Annotated in this window: 19 protein-coding genes; 11 read left to right on the forward strand and 8 right to left on the reverse strand. The window is 42.0% G+C overall.

Annotated features, from left to right (window positions below):
- Positions 1 to 183 precede the first annotated feature (183 nt).
- The 7 genes from LZG71_RS27245 (at position 184) to fabF (ending at position 5411) form a co-directional block, all read left to right on the forward strand.
- Positions 184 to 1449: a sorbosone dehydrogenase family protein gene (locus tag LZG71_RS27245; RefSeq protein ID WP_233825900.1), complete on the forward strand. Its 1266-nt coding sequence runs from the start codon at positions 184 to 186 to the stop codon at positions 1447 to 1449.
- Positions 1450 to 1540: 91 nt separating this feature from the next.
- Positions 1541 to 1768, forward strand: coding sequence for a UPF0175 family protein (locus LZG71_RS27250; RefSeq protein ID WP_233825901.1), 228 nt, complete (start codon positions 1541 to 1543; stop codon positions 1766 to 1768).
- 178 nt (positions 1769 to 1946) lie between these two features.
- Positions 1947 to 2219, forward strand: a complete 273-nt coding sequence (locus LZG71_RS27255; protein ID WP_233825902.1) for a DUF3368 domain-containing protein — start codon at positions 1947 to 1949, stop codon at positions 2217 to 2219.
- A gap of 82 nt (positions 2220 to 2301) precedes the next feature.
- Positions 2302 to 2889 carry a TetR/AcrR family transcriptional regulator gene (locus tag LZG71_RS27260; protein ID WP_233825903.1) on the forward strand — a complete coding sequence of 196 codons (588 nt, stop codon included), beginning with the start codon at positions 2302 to 2304 and terminating at the stop codon, positions 2887 to 2889.
- Between the two features lie 186 nt (positions 2890 to 3075).
- Entirely contained in the window at positions 3076 to 3810 is a 735-nt protein-coding gene (locus LZG71_RS27265) for an SDR family oxidoreductase (RefSeq protein WP_233825904.1), read from the forward strand.
- A gap of 29 nt (positions 3811 to 3839) precedes the next feature.
- The gene (locus tag LZG71_RS27270) at positions 3840 to 4085 is read left to right on the forward strand and encodes a DUF2798 domain-containing protein (protein ID WP_233825905.1); all 246 of its coding nucleotides are present in this window, start codon (positions 3840 to 3842) and stop codon (positions 4083 to 4085) included.
- 72 nt (positions 4086 to 4157) lie between these two features.
- Positions 4158 to 5411, forward strand: coding sequence for a beta-ketoacyl-ACP synthase II (fabF, locus tag LZG71_RS27275; RefSeq protein WP_233825906.1), 1254 nt, complete (start codon positions 4158 to 4160; stop codon positions 5409 to 5411).
- A gap of 192 nt (positions 5412 to 5603) precedes the next feature.
- Here fabF and LZG71_RS27280 read toward each other — a convergent pair whose 3' ends face one another.
- Complete coding sequence (locus tag LZG71_RS27280) at positions 5604 to 6410, reverse strand: HAD family hydrolase (RefSeq protein ID WP_233825907.1); 807 nt, start codon at positions 6408 to 6410, stop codon at positions 5604 to 5606.
- A 189-nt stretch (positions 6411 to 6599) separates the two neighbouring features.
- On the opposite strand from LZG71_RS27280, the gene LZG71_RS27285 reads away from it, so the two are divergent.
- The gene (locus tag LZG71_RS27285) at positions 6600 to 7499 is read left to right on the forward strand and encodes an EamA family transporter (protein WP_233825908.1); all 900 of its coding nucleotides are present in this window, start codon (positions 6600 to 6602) and stop codon (positions 7497 to 7499) included.
- 521 nt (positions 7500 to 8020) lie between these two features.
- Here LZG71_RS27285 and LZG71_RS27290 read toward each other — a convergent pair.
- From LZG71_RS27290 to LZG71_RS27305, 4 genes are all read right to left on the reverse strand, one after another.
- On the reverse strand, positions 8021 to 8251 hold the full coding sequence (locus LZG71_RS27290) for a hypothetical protein (protein WP_233825909.1): 231 nt from the start codon (positions 8249 to 8251) through the stop codon (positions 8021 to 8023).
- Positions 8252 to 8357: 106 nt separating this feature from the next.
- Positions 8358 to 8996 carry a class I SAM-dependent methyltransferase gene (locus LZG71_RS27295; protein WP_233825910.1) on the reverse strand — a complete coding sequence of 213 codons (639 nt, stop codon included), beginning with the start codon at positions 8994 to 8996 and terminating at the stop codon, positions 8358 to 8360.
- 13 nt (positions 8997 to 9009) lie between these two features.
- Complete coding sequence (locus LZG71_RS27300) at positions 9010 to 9921, reverse strand: UbiA family prenyltransferase (RefSeq protein WP_233825911.1); 912 nt, start codon at positions 9919 to 9921, stop codon at positions 9010 to 9012.
- A gap of 105 nt (positions 9922 to 10026) precedes the next feature.
- On the reverse strand, positions 10027 to 10290 hold the full coding sequence (locus LZG71_RS27305) for an acyl carrier protein (RefSeq protein ID WP_304488670.1): 264 nt from the start codon (positions 10288 to 10290) through the stop codon (positions 10027 to 10029).
- Positions 10291 to 10599: 309 nt separating this feature from the next.
- Here LZG71_RS27305 and LZG71_RS27310 point away from each other — a divergent pair, with 309 nt between their 5' ends.
- The 3 genes from LZG71_RS27310 to LZG71_RS27320 all read left to right on the forward strand — a co-directional run bounded on the left by LZG71_RS27310 (position 10600) and on the right by LZG71_RS27320 (position 15804).
- A complete protein-coding gene (locus LZG71_RS27310) occupies positions 10600 to 12150 on the forward strand; it encodes a M20/M25/M40 family metallo-hydrolase (RefSeq protein WP_233825912.1) in 1551 nt (516 codons plus the stop codon).
- A gap of 179 nt (positions 12151 to 12329) precedes the next feature.
- The gene (locus tag LZG71_RS27315) at positions 12330 to 14579 is read left to right on the forward strand and encodes a M1 family aminopeptidase (protein ID WP_233825913.1); all 2250 of its coding nucleotides are present in this window, start codon (positions 12330 to 12332) and stop codon (positions 14577 to 14579) included.
- Positions 14580 to 14949: 370 nt separating this feature from the next.
- A complete protein-coding gene (locus LZG71_RS27320; RefSeq protein ID WP_233825914.1) occupies positions 14950 to 15804 on the forward strand; it encodes a hypothetical protein in 855 nt (284 codons plus the stop codon).
- A 171-nt stretch (positions 15805 to 15975) separates the two neighbouring features.
- Here LZG71_RS27320 and LZG71_RS27325 read toward each other — a convergent pair whose 3' ends face one another.
- From LZG71_RS27325 to LZG71_RS27335, 3 genes are all read right to left on the reverse strand, one after another.
- Positions 15976 to 16407 carry a hypothetical protein gene (locus LZG71_RS27325; protein WP_233825915.1) on the reverse strand — a complete coding sequence of 144 codons (432 nt, stop codon included), beginning with the start codon at positions 16405 to 16407 and terminating at the stop codon, positions 15976 to 15978.
- A 349-nt stretch (positions 16408 to 16756) separates the two neighbouring features.
- Positions 16757 to 18085, reverse strand: coding sequence for a rhamnogalacturonan acetylesterase (locus tag LZG71_RS27330; protein WP_233825985.1), 1329 nt, complete (start codon positions 18083 to 18085; stop codon positions 16757 to 16759).
- Entirely contained in the window at positions 18051 to 19439 is a 1389-nt protein-coding gene (locus LZG71_RS27335; RefSeq protein WP_233825916.1) for a glycoside hydrolase family 105 protein, read from the reverse strand. The genes LZG71_RS27330 and LZG71_RS27335 overlap by 35 nt, the downstream gene beginning before the upstream one ends.
- Between the last annotated feature and the right edge of the window lie 56 nt (positions 19440 to 19495).

A 19495-nucleotide genomic window follows, 5' to 3' on the forward strand; every position in this document is an offset into this window, starting at 1 on the left:
ATTTAAAAGACATCGAATAGTCCTTCTGCGTTCGTTTAACATACTTGGTTTCAGGATTCTCTTGCATAGCTGTACAATTTGTGTATCGCTATTTCAGGACGGGACAATTATTTATGTAAAAGGGGTGTCCGGCAATTGCCGGACACCCCTTTTACATTTAGTAGAAACTGAAATAATCTAGTTATGAAGAAAATTCACGTTCTAGTAGGCTACCTGGCAACCGTCGGCATACTTGCGAGCTGCGGAGGTAATACAAAACAGGAAAAGGATGAAGCCAGAGCTTCCGGACCTGATTCCGTCCAAACGGTTACCGATAGCCTGGTTTTACCAGCACCATTCGCCACTGAATCGGTTACTAACAGACCCGAGGAAGCTGGCTGGCCGGAAGGGAAAATGCCTGTGGCACCAGAAGGATTCACGGTAATGAAGTTTGCAGACAAGCTGAAAAATCCCAGATGGACTTACATCGGGCCCAACGGGGATATTTTCGTTGCAGAGTCAGCAACCAAGAAAAGCGCGGATCGCATTACACTCCTAAGGGATGTTAATAAGGACGGTGTGCCTGAACTAAGAGAGATATTTCTGGAAAAACTAAAACAGCCGCTGGGAATGATGATTCTCAAAAACCACTTTTACGTAGCCAATACCGACGGATTGTACAGGTATCCATATAAGGAAGGAGATACCAAAATAACGGGCAAGGGTGAGAAAATTATAGAGCTGCCCGCCGGAGGCTATAACAATCACTGGACGAGGAATTTGTTAGCGAATGCTGATGGATCAAAAATTTATATATCTGTCGGCTCGGCAAGTAATGTTGCAGAGCACGGCATGGATACCGAGATTCGCCGGGCCAATATTCTGGAAATCAATCCGGATGGTACAGGCGAGCGGATATATGCAAGCGGTTTGAGAAATCCGGTCGGGATGGACTGGGCTCCCGGGACCAATACCTTATGGACTGCCGTGAATGAGCGGGATAAGCTGGGCGATGAACTCGTTCCTGACTACATTACCAGCGTTAAAGACGGCGGATTTTACGGTTGGCCATATTCTTATTTCGGACAGAACAAGGATCCAAGAATGAAAGGAGCAGGAGCTGATCTGGTTGCAAAGGCGATTGTGCCTGATGTACCGGTAGGATCTCACACGGCTTCTCTCGGACTTGCCTTTTATGATAAGACCAGGTTTCCTGCAAAGTATCACAACGGTGCTTTCGTGGGACAGCACGGGTCGTGGAACCGGTCAAAATTGTCGGGTTACAAGGTGGTTTTTGTTCCGTTTAAAAATGGAAAACCAGCAGGTAATATGGAAGATTTCCTAACTGGATTTGTTGACAGCGAAAAAAAGGTATTTGGTCGGCCAGTCGGTGTGACCATTATGAATGATGGTTCGCTACTTGTAGTTGACGATTCTGGAAATACGATTTGGCGGGTTGTTGCAAAGTGAGGCGATCTCTAAGAATCAATAAAAAAGTGACTCATTTCAAGCGAATTGAATCACTTTTTTATGAAGGAAATTTTATTTGTATATTTACAGTATGACTACGATAACGCTTAATGTTCCCGACAGCCTGGTTGAATATCAGAATGATACCATTCGGTTTATAGCTGCCAAACTATATGAGTCGGGAAAGTTGTCACTTGGCCAGGCAGCAGATATGGCGAGTCTGTCCAAGCTCGCATTTGCGGAAATTTTAAAAGACTATGGTGTTTCACTTATGAACTACCCATTGTCCGAAATTTGGAATGATGCAGAAGGATTATGAAGTAGTTATTGCGGATACAAGCTGTTTTATTCTTCTATCTAAAATTGGAGAGTTAGAATTACTTCACACCATTTTTGGGCAGGTTACAACAACCGCGATCATTGCAAAGGAATTTGGAATTGAATTACCTGCATGAATTTCTATAAAGTCAGTTCAAAACATTGCTCTTCAAAATTCTTTGGACGTTGATATAGGCGAAGCTAGCGCCATTACATTGGCATTAGAAACAGAATCTTCACTACTAATTATTGACGACAACAAGGGTAGAAAACTAGCGAGAAAGTTTGACCTCAAAATAACGGGAACACTTGGAGTTCTGTTAAAGGCAAAACAGGATGGATTTATTCCTTCACTGCTACCACTGTTACTTAAAGTTCAGGAAACAAATTTCCGTTATTCTAATGATATGCTTGCCTACATTTTATTGTTGGCTGGTGAAAGCGATGTTTGAAATGGCTGGTTTTAAATAAGGTGGATTTTTTTTTGCAAAATAATACCAATCGGTATATATTTGCATCGCAATAACAAATACCATGAGCAAAGCCGAGAGAACCAAACAGTTTATTGTTGAAAAAACTGCGCCGATTTTTAATAAAAAGGGGTACGCAGGAACTTCACTCAATGACATGATGGATGCTACCGGTCTTACGAAGGGAAGCATTTATGGCAACTTTGTGAATAAGGACGACGTTGCTCTTGCTGCTTTTGACTTTAATTTGAAAAAAGTAAACACCATTATTAGCCAGGAGATTGCTGCCTCTTCTTCATTTAGAGAAAAACTAATGGCGTACACCAAAGTCTATGAAAACTATTTTGGATTTCCTTTTCCAGATGGCGGATGTCCGGTGCTCAATACGGCTGTGGAAGCAGATGACACGCATCCTGAATTAAAGAAAAGGGCTGCCGAGGCGATCATTTCGTGGAAAGACATGGTTTCTTCTTTAATCCGGAAAGGAATAGACAGTAAAGAATTCAGGTCGGATACAGATCCTGAGCAAATAGCGCTGACAATGATTGCCACTATCGAAGGTGCCATCATGATTACCAAACTTACTGGAAGGCTCAACTACCGTGCATCTATTATGAAGTCTGTTGAAAAATTGATCAATGATTTAAGTTGAATTTTTTTTGTATAAAAATATACCGATCGGTATTAATTTAAGATTAGGAGTTAAGAATGAACCAGGTGGCGGGGACAATTGAGAAGGAGATTCCGGTCTGTACGCTTTTGGGTGGACTGAACGGTGTTTGTATGAATTAAGAATGAACCGGGGTCGTGTTAGACAATTAAGAAATTTTATTATAAAATGAAAACAACAGAAAATACAGTACTAATCACTGGCGGGAGTGCCGGGATTGGGTTTGAAACGGCTAAAATACTATTAGCAAAAGGGAACAAAGTGATTATTACAGGCAGGAACAAAGACCGGTTGAAAAAAGCTCTGGAAGCCCTGCCAGGTGTAACTGGTTTCGTATGTGATGTGACAAAAAAGGAGGAAGTAGACGAGCTTGTACAAGTTTTAGAAAGGGATTTTACAAGCTTAAATATGGTGATCAATAATGCAGGGCAAGCATTTGTGAATACTTTAACTAGTGGAGATGCAGCTGGTAAAGCAGGTGAAGAGATGCTGACGAATTATCTGTCCATCGTCAGGATCAACGAAAAAGTATTGCCCTTGCTTGGAAAAAATCAGGATTCGGCAATTGTGAACGTATCCAGTATAGTCGCTTTTGTGCCTAATCACATCATGGCGACTTATGCAGCCAGTAAAGCAGCACTACACTCCTATACACAGTCATTGAGAATTTTACTTGCAAAGACCGGTGGAATAAAAGTATTTGAACTGATGCCGCCGTTGGTCAATACTGATTTTTCTCAGGAAATTGGAGGTGCCAATGGAATTCCTCCTGTTGCAGTTGCCCAGGCATTGCTGGAAGCACTGGAAGCCAATCACTTCGAGATCCACGTTGGTCGCACTGCTGATGTATATCGTTTGTCGTTAGCTTCACCTGCTGATGCGTTGTTGGCGATGAATCCATAATCAATATCCCCGACCCAAACAGAAACTGTATGAAAACGAAAGTCGCTTTTGCCATGATAATGGGCATAATTACTACGGGAATAATTTCTTTCACGCTGATTTCCATCAATATCGGTTTAAAACCGGGGTTTGTTGCCATTTGGATGAGATCCTGGACAATGGCTTACATCATCGTAATTCCCGTTATTTTACTTGTCGGGCCAGTAGTACAAAATTTTGTTGAAGACATTTTCAAGGAAAAAATCCCATTGGACATTGAAAAGCACAAGGAATGAATATTTTTGCGCAAAAATTAAAGTATTCACAAAGGAAAACAGCTAACGGCCACAAGCTAACAGCCCATCAATATGAAAAGAGTAGTAGTAACAGGCCTTGGTGCACTTACGCCGCTGGGGAATACAGTTGACGAGTTCTGGAAGAATATTCTGGCCGGTAAAAGTGGTGCCGGACCAATTACCAAGTTTGATACTTCAAAGTTCAAAACGCATTTTGCCTGTGAGGTGAAAGGTTTTAACGCAGAAGAATTCATTGATAAAAAGGAGATAAAAAAATACGACACTTTCACGCAATATGCGATCGTGGCTTCTGATGAGGCTATCAAAGATGCAGGACTGGACTTCTCGCAAATGAGCGAAGAGGAGCGTTACGAAGTAGGAGTGATTTGGGGTAGTGGAAACGGAGGCATCGGAACTTTTGAAGATCAGTTACGTGAATTTCATACCGGTGACGGGACACCAAGGTTCAGTCCATTTTTTATCCCTAAAATGATTGTGGATATAGCGGCAGGTGTTGTTTCTATCCGCCACAAACTGCACGGGCCCAACTACTGTACCGTTTCGGCCTGCGCGTCGTCAAATAATGCGATCATCGCGGCATTTGACACAATCCGCTTGGGCAAGGCCACCATTATGATTGCAGGTGGCTCCGAGGCTGCCATTACACATTCTTCGTTAGGTGGTTTCAGTTCGGCTCAGGCTTTATCGAAACGCAACGACGATCCCGAAAGGGCTTCCCGTCCGTTTGACAAAGATCGTGATGGTTTTGTAATGGGCGAAGGTGCAGGTGCGCTTGTATTGGAAGAACTGGATCACGCTTTGGAACGCGGTGCAACAATATATGCTGAAATGATCGGAGGCGGAATGGCTGCTGATGCATATCACCTGACAGGAACTCCTCCTGACGGTTTAGGAGCCTACCTGGGTATGGCCAACGCGTTAAAAGATGCAGGTATTTCTGCTGATAAAATTGACTATGTTAACGCGCATGCTACATCTACCGGCTTGGGAGACATGAGTGAATTGAACGGGATCAAGCGGGTTTTTGGAGAACATCCGGTGTTAGTAGGTGCTACAAAATCCATGACCGGACATTTACTTGGAGCTGCCGGTGCTGCTGAGAGCATTATCAGTATTCTGGCGATAAAAAACGATGTGATCCCTGGTACGATCAATACCGAAAATCTGGATGAAAATATTCCAGCAGGTTTGAATATTGTATTGGGAGAACCTGTTCACAAGCCTGTTAATTACGTACTGAACAACACTTTCGGCTTTGGCGGACACGTTGCAAGTTCTATATTCAAGAAGTTCACAGGAAAGTAACAGGGTTAGATTACAGTGAGTTTCTCAGAGAAACTAAAACGAGTTTCACAGAGGTTTAATACTCTCCGTGAAACTCGTTTTTAACTAATATTCAAATGAGCCCGGTAGTACCCTGAGACACATATAAAAATTTGAGGTCTTGCCTTTTGTTCTTATTTTCTTTGCGTGAAACAGGCAAGCAAAATACCTTCCTTACTTTCTTCCTTCAAGCAACTCGCTCAGCACCTCCACCACACCATTCTCATCGTTGCTTTTGGCAGCGAAGCGTGCAATATTCTTAATATCCGGATGTGCATTAGCCATGGCGTACGAGAAATAGCCCTTTTGAAGCATTTCAACGTCATTGAAGTAATCGCCGAAAACCATCGTCTGATCAAACGTAACCCCAAATTTCTTTTGCAATACATCCATTGCCACACCTTTGTTGGCCAGCGGATGGGAAATATCAAGCCAGATCGGTCCTGACACTTTAACTTTCAAGGTATTTTCCAGGTGTTTGTAATGTGGATAGCTGTTGGCTTCTGATCCTGTAAGATCGCACAATGTGAATTTGAGAAATTGGTCATCATCCACCTTCAAAAGGTCTTCAACAATCTCATAACGTTCAAAATACAGTTCGAGCCGACTTATAAATTCGGGTTCTGAGTTTTGCACATAAGCTTTCTTTTTTCCACAAATGATCGGGAATGTGTGCGGAATACTTTTTGATATCCGGATCAGATCCCGAACAATTTCATGATCAATCGGCTGAACATGAATTTCTTCGTCTCTGAAAACCACATAACTTCCATTTTCAGCAGCAAAAATGACCTCGTCCTTCACTTCATCCAACGCTTTCAAGAGGTTATAATATTGTCGTCCGCTTGCTGCCACGAATACAATTCCCTGTTCTTTTATCTTTCTGAAAACGGGTACAAAAGAGTCGTTGAGTTCATGTTTTGAATTTAAAAGGGTGCCGTCCATGTCGGTGGCAATAAGGCGGATATCGGAAATCTCCATAATTCTGTTTTAGGTGCTAATCAATTTAGAAAGTCAAAAAAGCCGTGCTTGGTTCCGTTTTGGATCACTTATTGGCTGATATTCAACACAGGTGAAAACTTTAATCAGCCAATAAATGAACCTGGCTTTACTTCCTGCTGTTTGTTTCAGCATAAGTTACCGCTGCAAATAAAACGTTTTTCTGCTTTTATGAAGTTGTCTAAGTATTATCTGATCGCTTTTCTTTCTTTTGTGATCTGGGGTTTTTTCAGTTTGGCACTAAAACCGTTACACGATTATCCTTCCCTGGATATTCTCTTTTACCGTGTTTTTTTGTGTGCAGTCATTATGCTCGTGATCAGCCTGCTCGTTCGGGGAAGTGTCCTGAAACGGAATATTGCAATTTTTAAAGCAATGCCGGCAAGAGAGAAGAAAAGTATTATTCTCAGAACACTGGGAGGTGGTGTGTTGCTGACTGCCAACTGGTTTTTCTTCATCTATGTAATGAACCACATTAGTGTAAAAGCGGCATCTTTCGCTTATCTGGTGTGTCCTATATTGACAACTGTTATCGCTTTTTTTGTCTTACAGGAAAAACTGAGTAAATGGCAATGGACGGCTGTTGCACTAAGCATCATGAGCTGTTTGTTGTTGTCTTTCAATAATATAGCCGATGTGGCTTATAGTATGATCGTTGCCTTGTCTTATGCTTTGTATCTGGTAACGCAGCGTAAGAATTTTGGCGTGGATAAGTTTCTCCTGCTCACAATCCAGATCGTATTTTCGGCATTGATACTGTTGCCCTTTTACCCGTCATTCAGCGCACCTCTGCCAACAGAACCTATATTCTACGAATTCATATTGCTTATAGCAGTACTCTTCACGATCATGCCTCTTTATATGAACCTTTACGCTTTGCAGGGCGTGAACTCATCCACGATGGGCATTATGTTGTACATCAATCCGTTAATGAATTTCACAATAGCATTATTATACTTTCACGAACCCATCAACATGTTCCAAATTGTTGCCTATTCGCTGATATTACTGTCCATTGTGGTATTTAACGAGCGGCATATTTTTAGAAGAAGGAGTGTTTTGGCCGGGTGATAATTTATCGGTCAATCAAAGATCTTACCACCAATACGGAGCTGGATTACGTATTTCCACCAAATATCAGATTCCAACTGAAAGTCCCACAAGGATGTTTTATCAGGATGCATTTCATATTGTGGCACAATCACGAAACGTTCTTATGGAACGTAGGTTAGATTTGGATGTCAACGCTTTCTACCGACAAGACGTCCCGAGAGAGACGTTTGTAGACGGTATGCTGAACCGGTAGGTTCAAAGATTGAGTCATAAAAACGTTTTCCATTAGAGTGATTGGCGAGTAAAACGACAATTTGCAATGCGCCCTTTTATCAAGCTGTTTTTTGCTCAAGCACAAATCTCGTCACATCAGAAGCGCTCGTCCCAATAGGGACGATTTGTCGGTAGAAAAATAAATGGGATAAATTGATCTCGTTCCGTCGGAACGTTTTGTGAGGAACACAACAAACTGAAACACCTTCGTAGCTGGAATATTTCCTTCTATCCTGGGATTCGAGCCCCGGTAACAGAAATTGCCACTACTGCGCTTCTTTCCGCGACTTGTAAATACCAAAAGCGATGGAGGCAACCACGTATACAACTAGCTTAGTGGAGTTGAAACTCACGGCTTTCCAATACGCGTAAGCATCAGAGAAGGAAATTCCTTTGATGAGTTGAAAACCAACTTCAAGAATAAAGCTCACAGCAAAAATGGTAACAAAAAATCTGAGCGCGTAAATGGCTATTACATTAAGTTTTAAATCTTTCATCTGAGGTTGGCTTGTCTATTAATTCGGCAAAATAGGAATAATTTTCAGTGAAGCAATGAGCCACTTCTTTACAGTCAATGGCCGAATTCGGTCCACAAACAACCATCTATATCTGAGATAGTCTTACGTAGACCGACGATTTTATGAAGCTATACATCCGTTCATAAGCATACATTTCCTGAAAATGATTTCCTTCAAAAAACGATTTCATAGGGATTACCTTTCGAGCTTCTATGTTACATACAACTCTGAAAAAGAATAACATAGAAGTAAGCAAACCTCTTTGCCACCATTTGCTTTTCTTTTCGTTTATGTTAAAATCAACAAAAAGCCATTTGCCATTTTCTGTAAGCATTCCGTCAAGTTTTTTGAAGACCAGCTCTGCCCGCTGATCTCCGAAGTTATCAAACAGAAATGCAGTAAAAACAATATTAAAAAAACTGTTGGTGGAAAACTCTTCAATCGGTTGATTTACAAAACGTACCTCATTCTGAGCTGCGTCCCGTTTACGGGCAAGCTGAATCATTTTCTCTGAAATTTCCACGTAAGTGATATGCAAACCGGAGGGGTGAACTTTCGATATTTCTTCCAGTATCCAGCCCGTTCCTCCACCCACAATCAGAATGGAACTATTGGCAGGAATGTGTTGAAGCAGGCAGGTTTGAGAAAGCACCAGGTTGCGGCGGAAAATAACTCTGCTCAGCCAGTCGTAATTGCTTGCAATGGGGTCATAATTGTTTTTCACAGTGTGTTTTGGGTTAAGGAAATGCTCGCAGCAATACAATGCCTGATATTCCACATAAAGCTTTAACGAGCAGCAACCCATCGATCACAATCAAATAATAAAGAATCTTTTTGGGTCTTTGTAATGAATAGGCAACATATAAAAGACTCAAAAAGGGCAGAAGGTTTACGCCAATAACCAGGGCGCTGAAATTTTTGTAATGGGTAAAAATCAGTAACGACACAATGCCGATAATTAATAAAGGGATCAGTACAAAAAATATGGTTTTTTGTAAACCGAACCTTACCACAAATGTTTTGAGCTGTCTGTTGGCATCATCGTCATAGTCTTTGATATCAAACATGATGGCGTTTACGGTGCAGAACATCCAGTTTTTCAGGAATAGCCAGAGCATAAAACCCGGCTCCGACACATGTATTCCGTATTCAATTTTCGCCATGGTGACAGGCAAAAAATTTACACAGCCAGCCCATACAAATCCGATTACGAATGCTTTGAACCAACCGGTATTCCGAAGATTAAATGAGCTGGGAAGCAGGCCGTAATACAGCAGCCCGGCTACGGGAATGGAAACCAGCAATAGCCAGTAATACAAGGGCAACTTCAGAATGGCTTCCTGATATTGATAAAAAAGAATGACTGCCGCCATAAGGCAAATGACAGCAAAAAATTTTTGACTCTGTCGGACAAAAGTGTGATGCTGGCGGTACCACTCGGTTCTTGGATTGGAAGATATCGCAGAAGCCGCAGCGCCGGAATAGGCATAGGTGTAGTACATCACTGTTGCCGAAAACAACAGGATGTAATATACCGGCGATGCAAGGGGAAGTCCGAGTTGAAATACAGTTTCTACCGATAATGCAACCGCAAGCAGACCAACAAAATAATTAGCAAAAAAAATGAACTGAATTATTCCTGAACGCATCTTTAAATGTAAGCATACCTCAAATGTAAAAATAGCTTTTCGGGCTTACATTGGATGTATGTACTGTCAAATAAGAAGTCCACACAGTCCTGATTGTTGTTTCAGTTATGCCATTACAGCGTTTTTGTGCTGTAAATATTCATATATAGCTCCCACCGTCTTGAGCTTGGGATAATCTTCGTCGGGAATGCTTACTTTGAAGTGATCTTCCATTTGGAGTACCAGATCCACGGTATCCAGGCTATCAAGGCCGAGATCGTGGGTGAGGCTTGCTTCATCAGTTATAGAGGAGCCGGGAAGGCCTGTGGTTGCTGCTAAAAGGTTACGAAGTTGCTCTTTCATCTTACATGGTTTTGGGTAAATACTCATTCGGGAAAAATATTCCTGTAAAGTTCAACGCATGCAATGGGATTTGTGTGAGAAAAAGTATGAATGGTTACTTAGACTGCCAACGGGAAAACACAGTTCAGTTATATATCAATTACTATAAATCTTTCGAACTTGTGGCAAAGTATTACTAAACGGTTACCAAAATCTGGAGGCGAAGAAGGGTTCTCATAGCCTGATGTAGTTAATTTGGTATAATTGCCTGATTCAATTCGAATGTTTGGGCACGATGAGTCAATCTTCCGGCGGATTTTATAAATTAGAAATTCTTAACAATCCTACTTAAACTCTATGAAAAAAATATCCTGTTACCTGGTGGCAATTATGTTGTTTGCTGGCGGCCCGGGCATCGCTCAGAGAAATGATGCTATTGTCGAGGGCATCGTGAAAGAAGCAACAGAAAATTCACAACTGGAAAAACTTGCTCATGAACTACTTGACGTTATCGGACCCAGACTTGTAGGGTCACCTCAAATGCAACAGGCCAACGACTGGGCTGTTGCTAAATACAAAAGCTGGAACATTGTTGCAAAAAATGAGAAATGGGGCGAATGGAGAGGATGGGAGCGTGGCGCTTCACATATTGACATGGTGGCTCCGCGAGTGAAATCTCTGGAAGGAATGCAGCTGGCATGGAGCCCTGGTACGGCGGGTAAAACCGTTACGGCTGATGTGGTGATCGTTCCGGATCTGGCCGATTCTCTTGCTTTTCAGAAATGGTTACCTACTGCCAAAGGTAAGTTTGTGATGATCAGCATGTATCAGCCTACAGGCCGTCCGGATTACAACTGGAAAGAATTTGCCACGGAAGAGTCATTTGAAAAAATGAAAAAGGAGCGCGACCAGCAGACAGAAGCCTGGACCAAAAGGATTGCTAAAACAGGATTAAATGCACGCACTTTGCCGGCGGCTTTGGAAAAAGCGGGAGCAGCAGGAATAGTGATGTCGTACTGGTCGAAAGGTTTTGGTGCAAATAAAATTTTTGGAGCAAACACGAAAAAGATACCAACTGTTGATATTTCGCTTGAAGACTACGGCCTGCTTTACAGACTTGCGGAATCGGGCAATACGCCTAAAATAAGCGTGCGTGCGGATGCAAAGGAACTTGGCGTTGTGCCTACGTTTAATACCATCGCTGAAATTATAGGAACTGAAAAACCGGAAGAATATGTGATTCTATCCGCACATTTTGACTCATGGGACGGCGGAACCGGAGCAACAGACAATGGAACGGGAACTATTGTGATGATGGAGGCGATGCGAATTCTTAAAAAACTTTATCCAAATCCTAAAAGAACGATTCTGGTAGGGCATTGGGGCAGCGAAGAGCAGGGATTGAACGGGTCGCGTGCCTTTGTTGAAGATCATCCTGAAATTATAAATAACATACAGGCTGTTTTTAATCAGGATAACGGAACGGGAAGAGTTGTAAATATGGCAGGACAGGGTTTCCTGAATTCTTATGACTATCTGACCCGCTGGTTGTCAAAAGTTCCTGAACCTATTCGTAACCAAATCGAGACGAAATTCCCGGGTGCTCCCGGTGCAGGCGGATCTGATTTTGCCTCTTTTGTAGCGGCTGGCGCACCGGCATTTTCGCTGAGTTCACTCAACTGGTCGTATGGGACTTACACATGGCATACCAACCGTGATACGTATGACAAAATCGTGTTTGACGATGTTCGCAGCAATGCAATACTTGCAGCTATTCTTGCATACGAAGCCAGCGAGGATCCTGCCAAAACATCTCGAGACAAGAGTGTATTGCCTTTGAATTCGAAAGGTGAACCCGGCGTTTGGCCAAAACCTCAAAAAGCTACGCGCAGAGGAGGGTTAGATTAAAAATATACGCAGCAAGATTAGCCGGCATAACCAGATTTTAAACTCTGGCTCTGCCGGCTTTTTTCTTTTATCAGCTTTTTAAGTCATGTGATTATCGCGCTAATTGCTTACGGCTAATCGCCAGCAGCTACATATAAATTTTAAATCAATCATTATCTTTAAGGATAAAATTGAAATCTATGCGCGCTATTCTACTCGTTTTTAATCTATTGATTTATAGTTATGTATATGCTCAAAAGGATGCCCATCTGGTAAATTCGGATTTCTCTACTGACAGTATTTCTGCGATGGAACAAAGTCGGCATAGCAAACTATTTTCAGCCCGCAGCACGGCAGCATTGGCTTCCACCAATTTTGATGTAAAATACTACCGCGGAGAATGGGAAGTGGATCCGGCGATTAACTACATCAAAGGAAAACTGACCGCCTATTACGTAATGACCGAGGCGGGCAATTCCATTTCGTTCGACTTGTCGGGAGCATTGTCTGTTTCGCAGGTTCTGCAACGAAATACACCTTTGGTCAAGTCGCAAACAGGTGATGTGTTACAAATCACCTTTCCTGCAAATGTTGCCGTGGGAACACTCGATTCTGTCAGCATAATTTATGAAGGCGTGCCTGTAAGTTCCGGCAACGGATCATTTATAAAAACAACCCATGGAAGCCCAGCCGTACCGGTGATCTGGACGCTGAGTGAACCTTTTGGAAGTAAAGACTGGTGGCCTTGCAAAAATGGTCTGGACGACAAAGCTGACGACGGAATTGACATATTCATCACACATCCCAACATCTACAAAGCCGCAGCCAACGGTGTACAAAAAAGTGAAACACCAATTGCCGGAAATAAGACGGTTACGCATTGGAAACACCAATACGCGATAGCGAGTTATCTGGTTTGTTTTGCGGTGACCAACTATACCGTTTTTAACAACAGCGTAACGATTGGATCAGTCAACCTGCCTATGCAGACGCACTGTTATCCGGAAAGTCTGACGGCCTTTCAAAATGGAACACAAAACACGCTCGATGGACTTCAATTGTTTAGTAATCTATTTGGAACGTATCCTTTCATTACGGAAAAGTACGGGCATGTGCAATTTGGCTGGAACGGAGGAATGGAGCATCAGACGAGTTCATTTATGTTTAACCTGAGTGAAACGCTTGTGATGCACGAACTGGCGCACCAGTGGTTTGGGAACAAAATTACATGTGGCAGTTGGGAGGATATCTGGCTTAACGAAGGATTTGCGACCCATTTGGCCAGTATTTACATGGAAAACAAGTATCCTGCCACTACGAAAACAACCAGGGCAAGTGAGATCAACTTCATCACCGGTACCCCAGGCGGATCGGTAAAAGTGGATGATGTGACCAATGTTTCCAGAATTTTTAGCAACAGATACAGTTATTACAAAGGATCACATTTGCTCTACATGCTTCGCTGGATTCTGAGCGATGCGGTATTTTTTACAGCCGTGCGTAATTACCTGGATGACCCTGCACTAGCATTTAATTTTGCCAAGACCCAACATTTAAAAGCGCATCTCGAAAGCGCAAGTGGTAAGGATCTTACCTACTTTTTTGACCAATGGTATTCCGGGCAGGGTTATCCTTCTTATCAATTGGAATGGTCTACGGTTGGGAATTCTGCCAGGTTTAAGCTAAACCAAACAACTTCCCACGCCAGTGTTGGCTTTTTTCAATTGCCTGTTCCATTGTTATTCAAAAATGAGGGTGGTACGCAACAAAAACTGGTTGTGGCAAACAACACTTCCAGCGGGCAATCATTTATAGAGGATCTGGGTTTCATAGCTGAATCTGTGGAAATAGATCCGGATTTTTGGCTTATCACCAGAAACAATAGCATAGTGAGAGGTGATCCCTTGCCGGTTGTTTTCACCTATACCAAAGTCGGATGTGTGGGAGAAGCAGCTCAAATCTCCTGGGGAACAACATCAGAAAAAAACGCTAGTCATTTTGAAGTAGAAAAAAGTAGCGACGCCATTCGCTGGTCTTTAATCGCTTCGCTGGATGCTGCCGGAAATTCTACTGAGATAAGAAATTACAGTTTTACTGATCAATCTGCGTCCAGCGGAAAAACCTATTACCGCATTGCGGAACATGATCTGGATGGAACGGTGATGTATACCCGAGTCCTGCAAAGCAATTGCGGTTCGGAATTGGTAAATAACTTATTCATCACACCCAATCCGGCGTATACCAATCTGGAACTGCATAACGCCAATGGAATTGTGAAGCCAATCTCGTACCGAATTTTCGATATACTCGGACGAAAAGTTTTTGAAGGGAAACGTTTACAAACTCAGGGCAGTATTCCGGTTGCCGGGCTAACGTCGGGGCTTTACATTTTGCAATTGGAAACGGGGAAAGGGGATGTTTCCAGGTCGTTTCGGTTTGTGAAGAATTAGGTTGTGAGAAGTGAGAGTACACTGTTTACGTCCCAAAATCAATCTGGATAGACAACATTGGAGAAAGCCTAAAATCTGATGATATTGGAGAAAATAGTATAGGGCTTGGGTCGCAACAGGAGAAAATTGAGGTTGAGCATATCCGACATGGGATTCAAGCTGATATCTATAAAAATGAACTTCAGTTAGCAACGGACCGGGATAAACTTCGGAGGGAAGGGTATGATGTTGAGAAAGGTCAAAATAAAGGATTGATTCCCGGATAAAAAAATCGCCGATGGGCAGATTTTACAAATATCAGCGAATTTTGCTCTGTGAAACCCAGGGCAATTTTTGCACCAAATTTTAATTTAGCCTATCCATTTTCTCTATGATACAACCCAATAAGAAATACTCCATAAGTGCGGTGTATTCTCCAATACAGCGCATCAGAACAATTGTGAGAATTGGTCAAAACGAACATGATTGTACTGAGAAAATGAGATCTGAGGGCTTTACCGATCCTTTTAAAGTAACAGAATTAATTGATGATCCATCGGAAAGACAAATGAGTTACGCAACAGATTTAGGTTTAACTATACCTGCTCGCGCGAGTATGCAGGATGTAGCAGCAATGATCGATTTTAAAAAGGATAACGACAGCAATCCGGATTCGGGACTCTTGGAATTTGCTTATCAGGAACGTTTATATGTTTCTAAGTATATTGGAGAAAAAGCGTTGTATGACTTCATTTTTGAGTCGGTTGACTTGCCAATTAAAATTGCCTTTTTTATTTTCTCTGTACATCGAAATCATCATAAAGGAGAGAACTACAACCTAAATGAACACCCTCACAAGGATCATTTTATGGATTTTGCAACTCAAAAAATACATGATGTTCAGTTTAAAAAATCCATGAATAGGTATTCAGGTAATGAGCTCCAGTATTTTGGAGAATCCAATCAGGCTGATTATGAATATGTACATAGAGGAAGTAAAGCAACGATAGCATACAAAGCGGCATATGACTTTTTAAAATCAAAGGAATTAGTGAAGTTGCCTAGTGAACAAGCATCAAAATATCAAAAGAAGTCTAACTATTTTTCGTTAGGGAAAAACTATCCAATATATCAGGAGAAATATTCGGGCTATCAATATAAAAATGAGGAGAATTCAGGAGTGAAAGGTTGTATTATATCATTAGTGGCTATATTCTTCTTAATATATCTTTTATTTTCTTGCTAATAAAAAAAGTACGATCTGTTTCACTTAGTTGCATTGTAATAAACTATAACAAAACCCATAAAGGGCCTCTGGAGTTTGCATAACCCATTTTTATGTTAAGTAACAAAGCACAGAACGATACCCAGGCAGCCGTTTTGTGAAAGTTCTTCGGATAGTACAAGGTCAGCTGTATCAATTCACTTTATCTAACCAAACCATACTTCCATTGATTAGATTTTTTGATGGGTAGTCGTTACCAATGTTTAAAGTTAAAGTAGTGCCCACTAGACCACCTTTTATTGATAATATTGTTTCTACGGATTCACCTGGCTGCCCTCCAAAATTGGTAAATTGAGTCTCTTTGTGATCGATAACCATCATTTCATTAACGGTAACATCCTTAAACTTCCAAGTACCCCATGTTTGTGCTTGATCTGTCAATTCTGTTGTTCCGATGTATCTTTTGACACTTCGTATGTAAGCTAGATCTACTGCGTTTATGCTTGAGGTAGATTTTGTAATTTCCATTTGTGTGAATATCGTTGAGGTACCACCATAAACATCTTTGGATTCATTTCTTGACTGATATGTCCCTAATAGCTCTGATACATAACTTGGTGGCATAGGATCCTTTGTTGTGTGCTTGCAGGACGAACAAAATAGTAAAGCGCACAATAACAGGAGAGATGATGTCAGTAGATTCAAATATTTGAGCATAGTTTTCTTCAGTTACTTATAGTCTATTATAATTCTTTCCCATTGGATCACAAAATATCATTTTGCGAGCTGATCTGAGTTATTAACCCGACGGCACTGTATCGATATTTTCAAAGGTGTAAATTGTTAGAAATCAAAATTTTGTAACTGTATAAAATTACGTTAAATATCCGTCGGGTTAATAGTGAGACGCCGATTACTTTTCCCATTATTCAATGAATAATCTCACATCTCAACCAAAAGTCAACCCGTTACACTAGTTCCCATCTGGTTTTACCACATTTACCAACGGACTCAACGGAAAATCGAATGAGTTTGTCGGATCCGGTTGTGAAGGATCGTAAGTTGGGATGCCGGGGAGTAAATAGGCGGCCAGATCTTTATCTGCTTTTTTGATACCTTCAACAATACACTTTGCCAACTGGTAGGCACCATAATTGCTAAAATGCGTGTTGTCTTTTATTTCTTCGGTTCTTCCAGGAAATGTATTTGCAGGATAGTGAACAAATGCTTTTTTCGATTCTTCTTCTCCCAGAGCTTCCCAAAGGGTTTTACTCATCGCGTTCAGGTCGATCAGTGCTACGTTGTGTTCTTTGGCGGTGAGTCTTGCCGCTTCCGGAAAGTCGCCCAGGGTGTTGATGATGTGACCTGTTGAATCAAAATTGCGGCGGTGCATGGAAGTGACCAATACAGGAATTCCACCTTTTGCACGTGTTTCGGTTATAAACTTTTCAAGAAGCGCCTTGTAACCAACAAACGGAAGCAGATCCTTTTGTTTTTGATCGTTGTGTGCAAACTCTATGAAAAGATAATCTCCTTTTTTCATTTGGGAAAATACCTTGTCCGAACGTTTGGCAGCGATAAAGCTTTTAAGCGATTCGCCGGATTCGGCATAATTGGCGACAGCAACCGACTTTGGTTCAAAAAAACGGGGAATCATTTGTCCCCAGGAAGCATAAGGTTCAATAGCCTGGTCTACTACCGTGGAGTTGCCAGCCAGGAAAATGGTTTTTGCCGTCTCATTCCGGGTAATTTCCAGTGCGCAAATTTTTGGTTGTTTGCCCGTAAATTCAAATGTCAGCTGGTCGTCCCAATGTAAATAATCCAGCTCTCTTGGTTTCAGAGATATTTTCTCCGTGGCGTTGATTTGTGGCGTACGAACATTGACAGTAAAGATTGAATTCGCGAATTCACCATTTTTAGTAACCACATTTTCAACCATCAATCTTCTGCATTCCACTTTCACAGTGGTGTGCGAAGTGCCGTTTTTATCGCCGGTGACAAGTTTTACGTCGTAGTTGCCTTCGGGAAGTTTTACAGAGAAAAAGAAAGGTGAATCTGCCGTAACATAATCTGTTTCGAGCCGATTTTTTCCTTTGGTTTCAATGCTTTTAACCTGAGTTCCCGGAAGGAATCCGTATCCTTTAGCCTTGTCATAAATGACATCCGGCGTAACCTGCGTATAGCCTTTCTGTACTTTGCCTGCTCCGAAATCAAACCGTAAGGATTGAGCCGGAGCAAGCTGAGAAATGCCGATAAGGATGAAGAAACTACTTTTTCTGAAGTAACTGAACAGAGCTGTCATTGATCTCAAAGGACTTGTTGTTAAGTAAGCTGATCACCTCTGCACCAGCCATAATCACCGGGCCGTAACCATGCGCTGCAAACGGGCTGATCGGTCGGTGGTAGTAAAATGCAGGATCAAATCCCATTCCTGTTCCTACACAGGTTCCTTCAACTTGTCCTTCTTTATTGATTTTGGTCGAAACCGCATTCCATGCCAATAAGGTCATTGGTGCGTAAGTAAGTCCGTCAATCCAGCCGCTGTTGATGGCTTTTGCAATGGAGTACGCATAGATTGCCGTAGCAGAAGTTTCCAGATAAGAATCGTTGCGATCCAGAAGCTGGTGCCAGAAACCCGAGCCCGACTGATACGAAGCAAGTCCTTTTACGTGCGCTTTAAGTAATGCAAGAATTTTCGGTCTGGCAGGGTGGTTGGCAGGAAGTACGTCCAGTAATTCTACCTTAGTCAGGATCGCCCAACCGTTGGCACGTGCCCAATGGAACTGCGGATGCTCTGTCATACCTTCAACCCAACCGTGCATGTATACGCCTTTGGTTTTGTTAAACATGCGGTCAGATATTTGCAAAACCTGCTTCACAGCTTCGTCATAGTATTTTTTATCGCCCGTCAATTTACCCATTTGTGCCAATGCTGGAACGGCCATAAACAGGTCGTCAAGCCAGATTGTATTGGGCTGGGGGCGCATTCTTGCCAAAGAGCCATCTTTCAGTTTATGCTCTTTGTTCATAATGTAATCAATGTGGCTATCGATCAGCGGGCGAAAATTTCCTTTGCTGCCATCTCTGGTTGCTTTGATCATTGCGGCGCACATGGCTCCACAGTCGTCCAAAGCATGCGGATCAACCAAACCACGTAACGGACCGGAAGTTGCCCAGTCCGCATGTTCCTGGCTGGTCTTTTTGAAAAACGGAACAGATTCTACTATAAATTGCAGACGTGTGTCCGAATATTCTTTAAACTTTGGATCGCCTGTAACTTTGCTTGCAAGCAGCATAGCGGCATAAGTAACACCCCATTCATAACTCACAATGCGGTAATCGCCTTTGGCCAAAGCTGTATTCTGGTCAATTTTGGTAAGATCTGTAACTGGTTTACCGGTTTTGGAATCTACAAAAGCAGTAGGTGTTACCTTGTTGAGATAGGCATGAATGCGATTCAGATCTTCTACAATGTTTTCCTTCTTTACGATGCCGTATGGTACCGGATAATCTGGCTGTAAAAGGTGTAACGGTGTGTTGGAGTCATTGGCTTTTGTCTCGTTGCGCTGTGCGAAACTGGTACTGCTAACGGCAATGAATGCGGAAAGAACCGTAGTTGCGGCTATATGTTTCTTTAATAAAGATATTGCTGTCATATGGGTGTGGTTAGAATCAGGGAAATGTTTACAAATATGCCACTTTAATAATATTT

Source organism: Dyadobacter sp. CY312, assembly GCF_021390535.1.
GTDB lineage: Bacteria > Bacteroidota > Bacteroidia > Cytophagales > Spirosomataceae > Dyadobacter.

What these genes read in the sequence shown, in the direction of transcription:
- LZG71_RS27245 (WP_233825900.1), top strand. Translation starts at nt 184, where the DNA reads ATGAAGAAAATTCACGTTCTAGTAGGCTACCTGGCAACCGTCGGCATA.
- LZG71_RS27250 (WP_233825901.1), top strand. Translation starts at nt 1,541, where the DNA reads ATGACTACGATAACGCTTAATGTTCCCGACAGCCTGGTTGAATATCAG.
- LZG71_RS27260 (WP_233825903.1), top strand. Translation starts at nt 2,302, where the DNA reads ATGAGCAAAGCCGAGAGAACCAAACAGTTTATTGTTGAAAAAACTGCG.
- LZG71_RS27265 (WP_233825904.1), top strand. Translation starts at nt 3,076, where the DNA reads ATGAAAACAACAGAAAATACAGTACTAATCACTGGCGGGAGTGCCGGG.
- LZG71_RS27270 (WP_233825905.1), top strand. Translation starts at nt 3,840, where the DNA reads ATGAAAACGAAAGTCGCTTTTGCCATGATAATGGGCATAATTACTACG.
- fabF (WP_233825906.1), top strand. Translation starts at nt 4,158, where the DNA reads ATGAAAAGAGTAGTAGTAACAGGCCTTGGTGCACTTACGCCGCTGGGG.
- LZG71_RS27280 (WP_233825907.1), bottom strand. Translation starts at nt 6,410, where the DNA reads ATGGAGATTTCCGATATCCGCCTTATTGCCACCGACATGGACGGCACC.
- LZG71_RS27285 (WP_233825908.1), top strand. Translation starts at nt 6,600, where the DNA reads ATGAAGTTGTCTAAGTATTATCTGATCGCTTTTCTTTCTTTTGTGATC.
- LZG71_RS27290 (WP_233825909.1), bottom strand. Translation starts at nt 8,251, where the DNA reads ATGAAAGATTTAAAACTTAATGTAATAGCCATTTACGCGCTCAGATTT.
- LZG71_RS27300 (WP_233825911.1), bottom strand. Translation starts at nt 9,921, where the DNA reads ATGCGTTCAGGAATAATTCAGTTCATTTTTTTTGCTAATTATTTTGTT.
- LZG71_RS27305 (WP_304488670.1), bottom strand. Translation starts at nt 10,290, where the DNA reads ATGAGTATTTACCCAAAACCATGTAAGATGAAAGAGCAACTTCGTAAC.
- LZG71_RS27310 (WP_233825912.1), top strand. Translation starts at nt 10,600, where the DNA reads ATGAAAAAAATATCCTGTTACCTGGTGGCAATTATGTTGTTTGCTGGC.
- LZG71_RS27315 (WP_233825913.1), top strand. Translation starts at nt 12,330, where the DNA reads ATGCGCGCTATTCTACTCGTTTTTAATCTATTGATTTATAGTTATGTA.
- LZG71_RS27320 (WP_233825914.1), top strand. Translation starts at nt 14,950, where the DNA reads ATGATACAACCCAATAAGAAATACTCCATAAGTGCGGTGTATTCTCCA.
- LZG71_RS27325 (WP_233825915.1), bottom strand. Translation starts at nt 16,407, where the DNA reads ATGCCACCAAGTTATGTATCAGAGCTATTAGGGACATATCAGTCAAGA.
- LZG71_RS27330 (WP_233825985.1), bottom strand. Translation starts at nt 18,085, where the DNA reads ATGACAGCTCTGTTCAGTTACTTCAGAAAAAGTAGTTTCTTCATCCTT.
- LZG71_RS27335 (WP_233825916.1), bottom strand. Translation starts at nt 19,439, where the DNA reads ATGACAGCAATATCTTTATTAAAGAAACATATAGCCGCAACTACGGTT.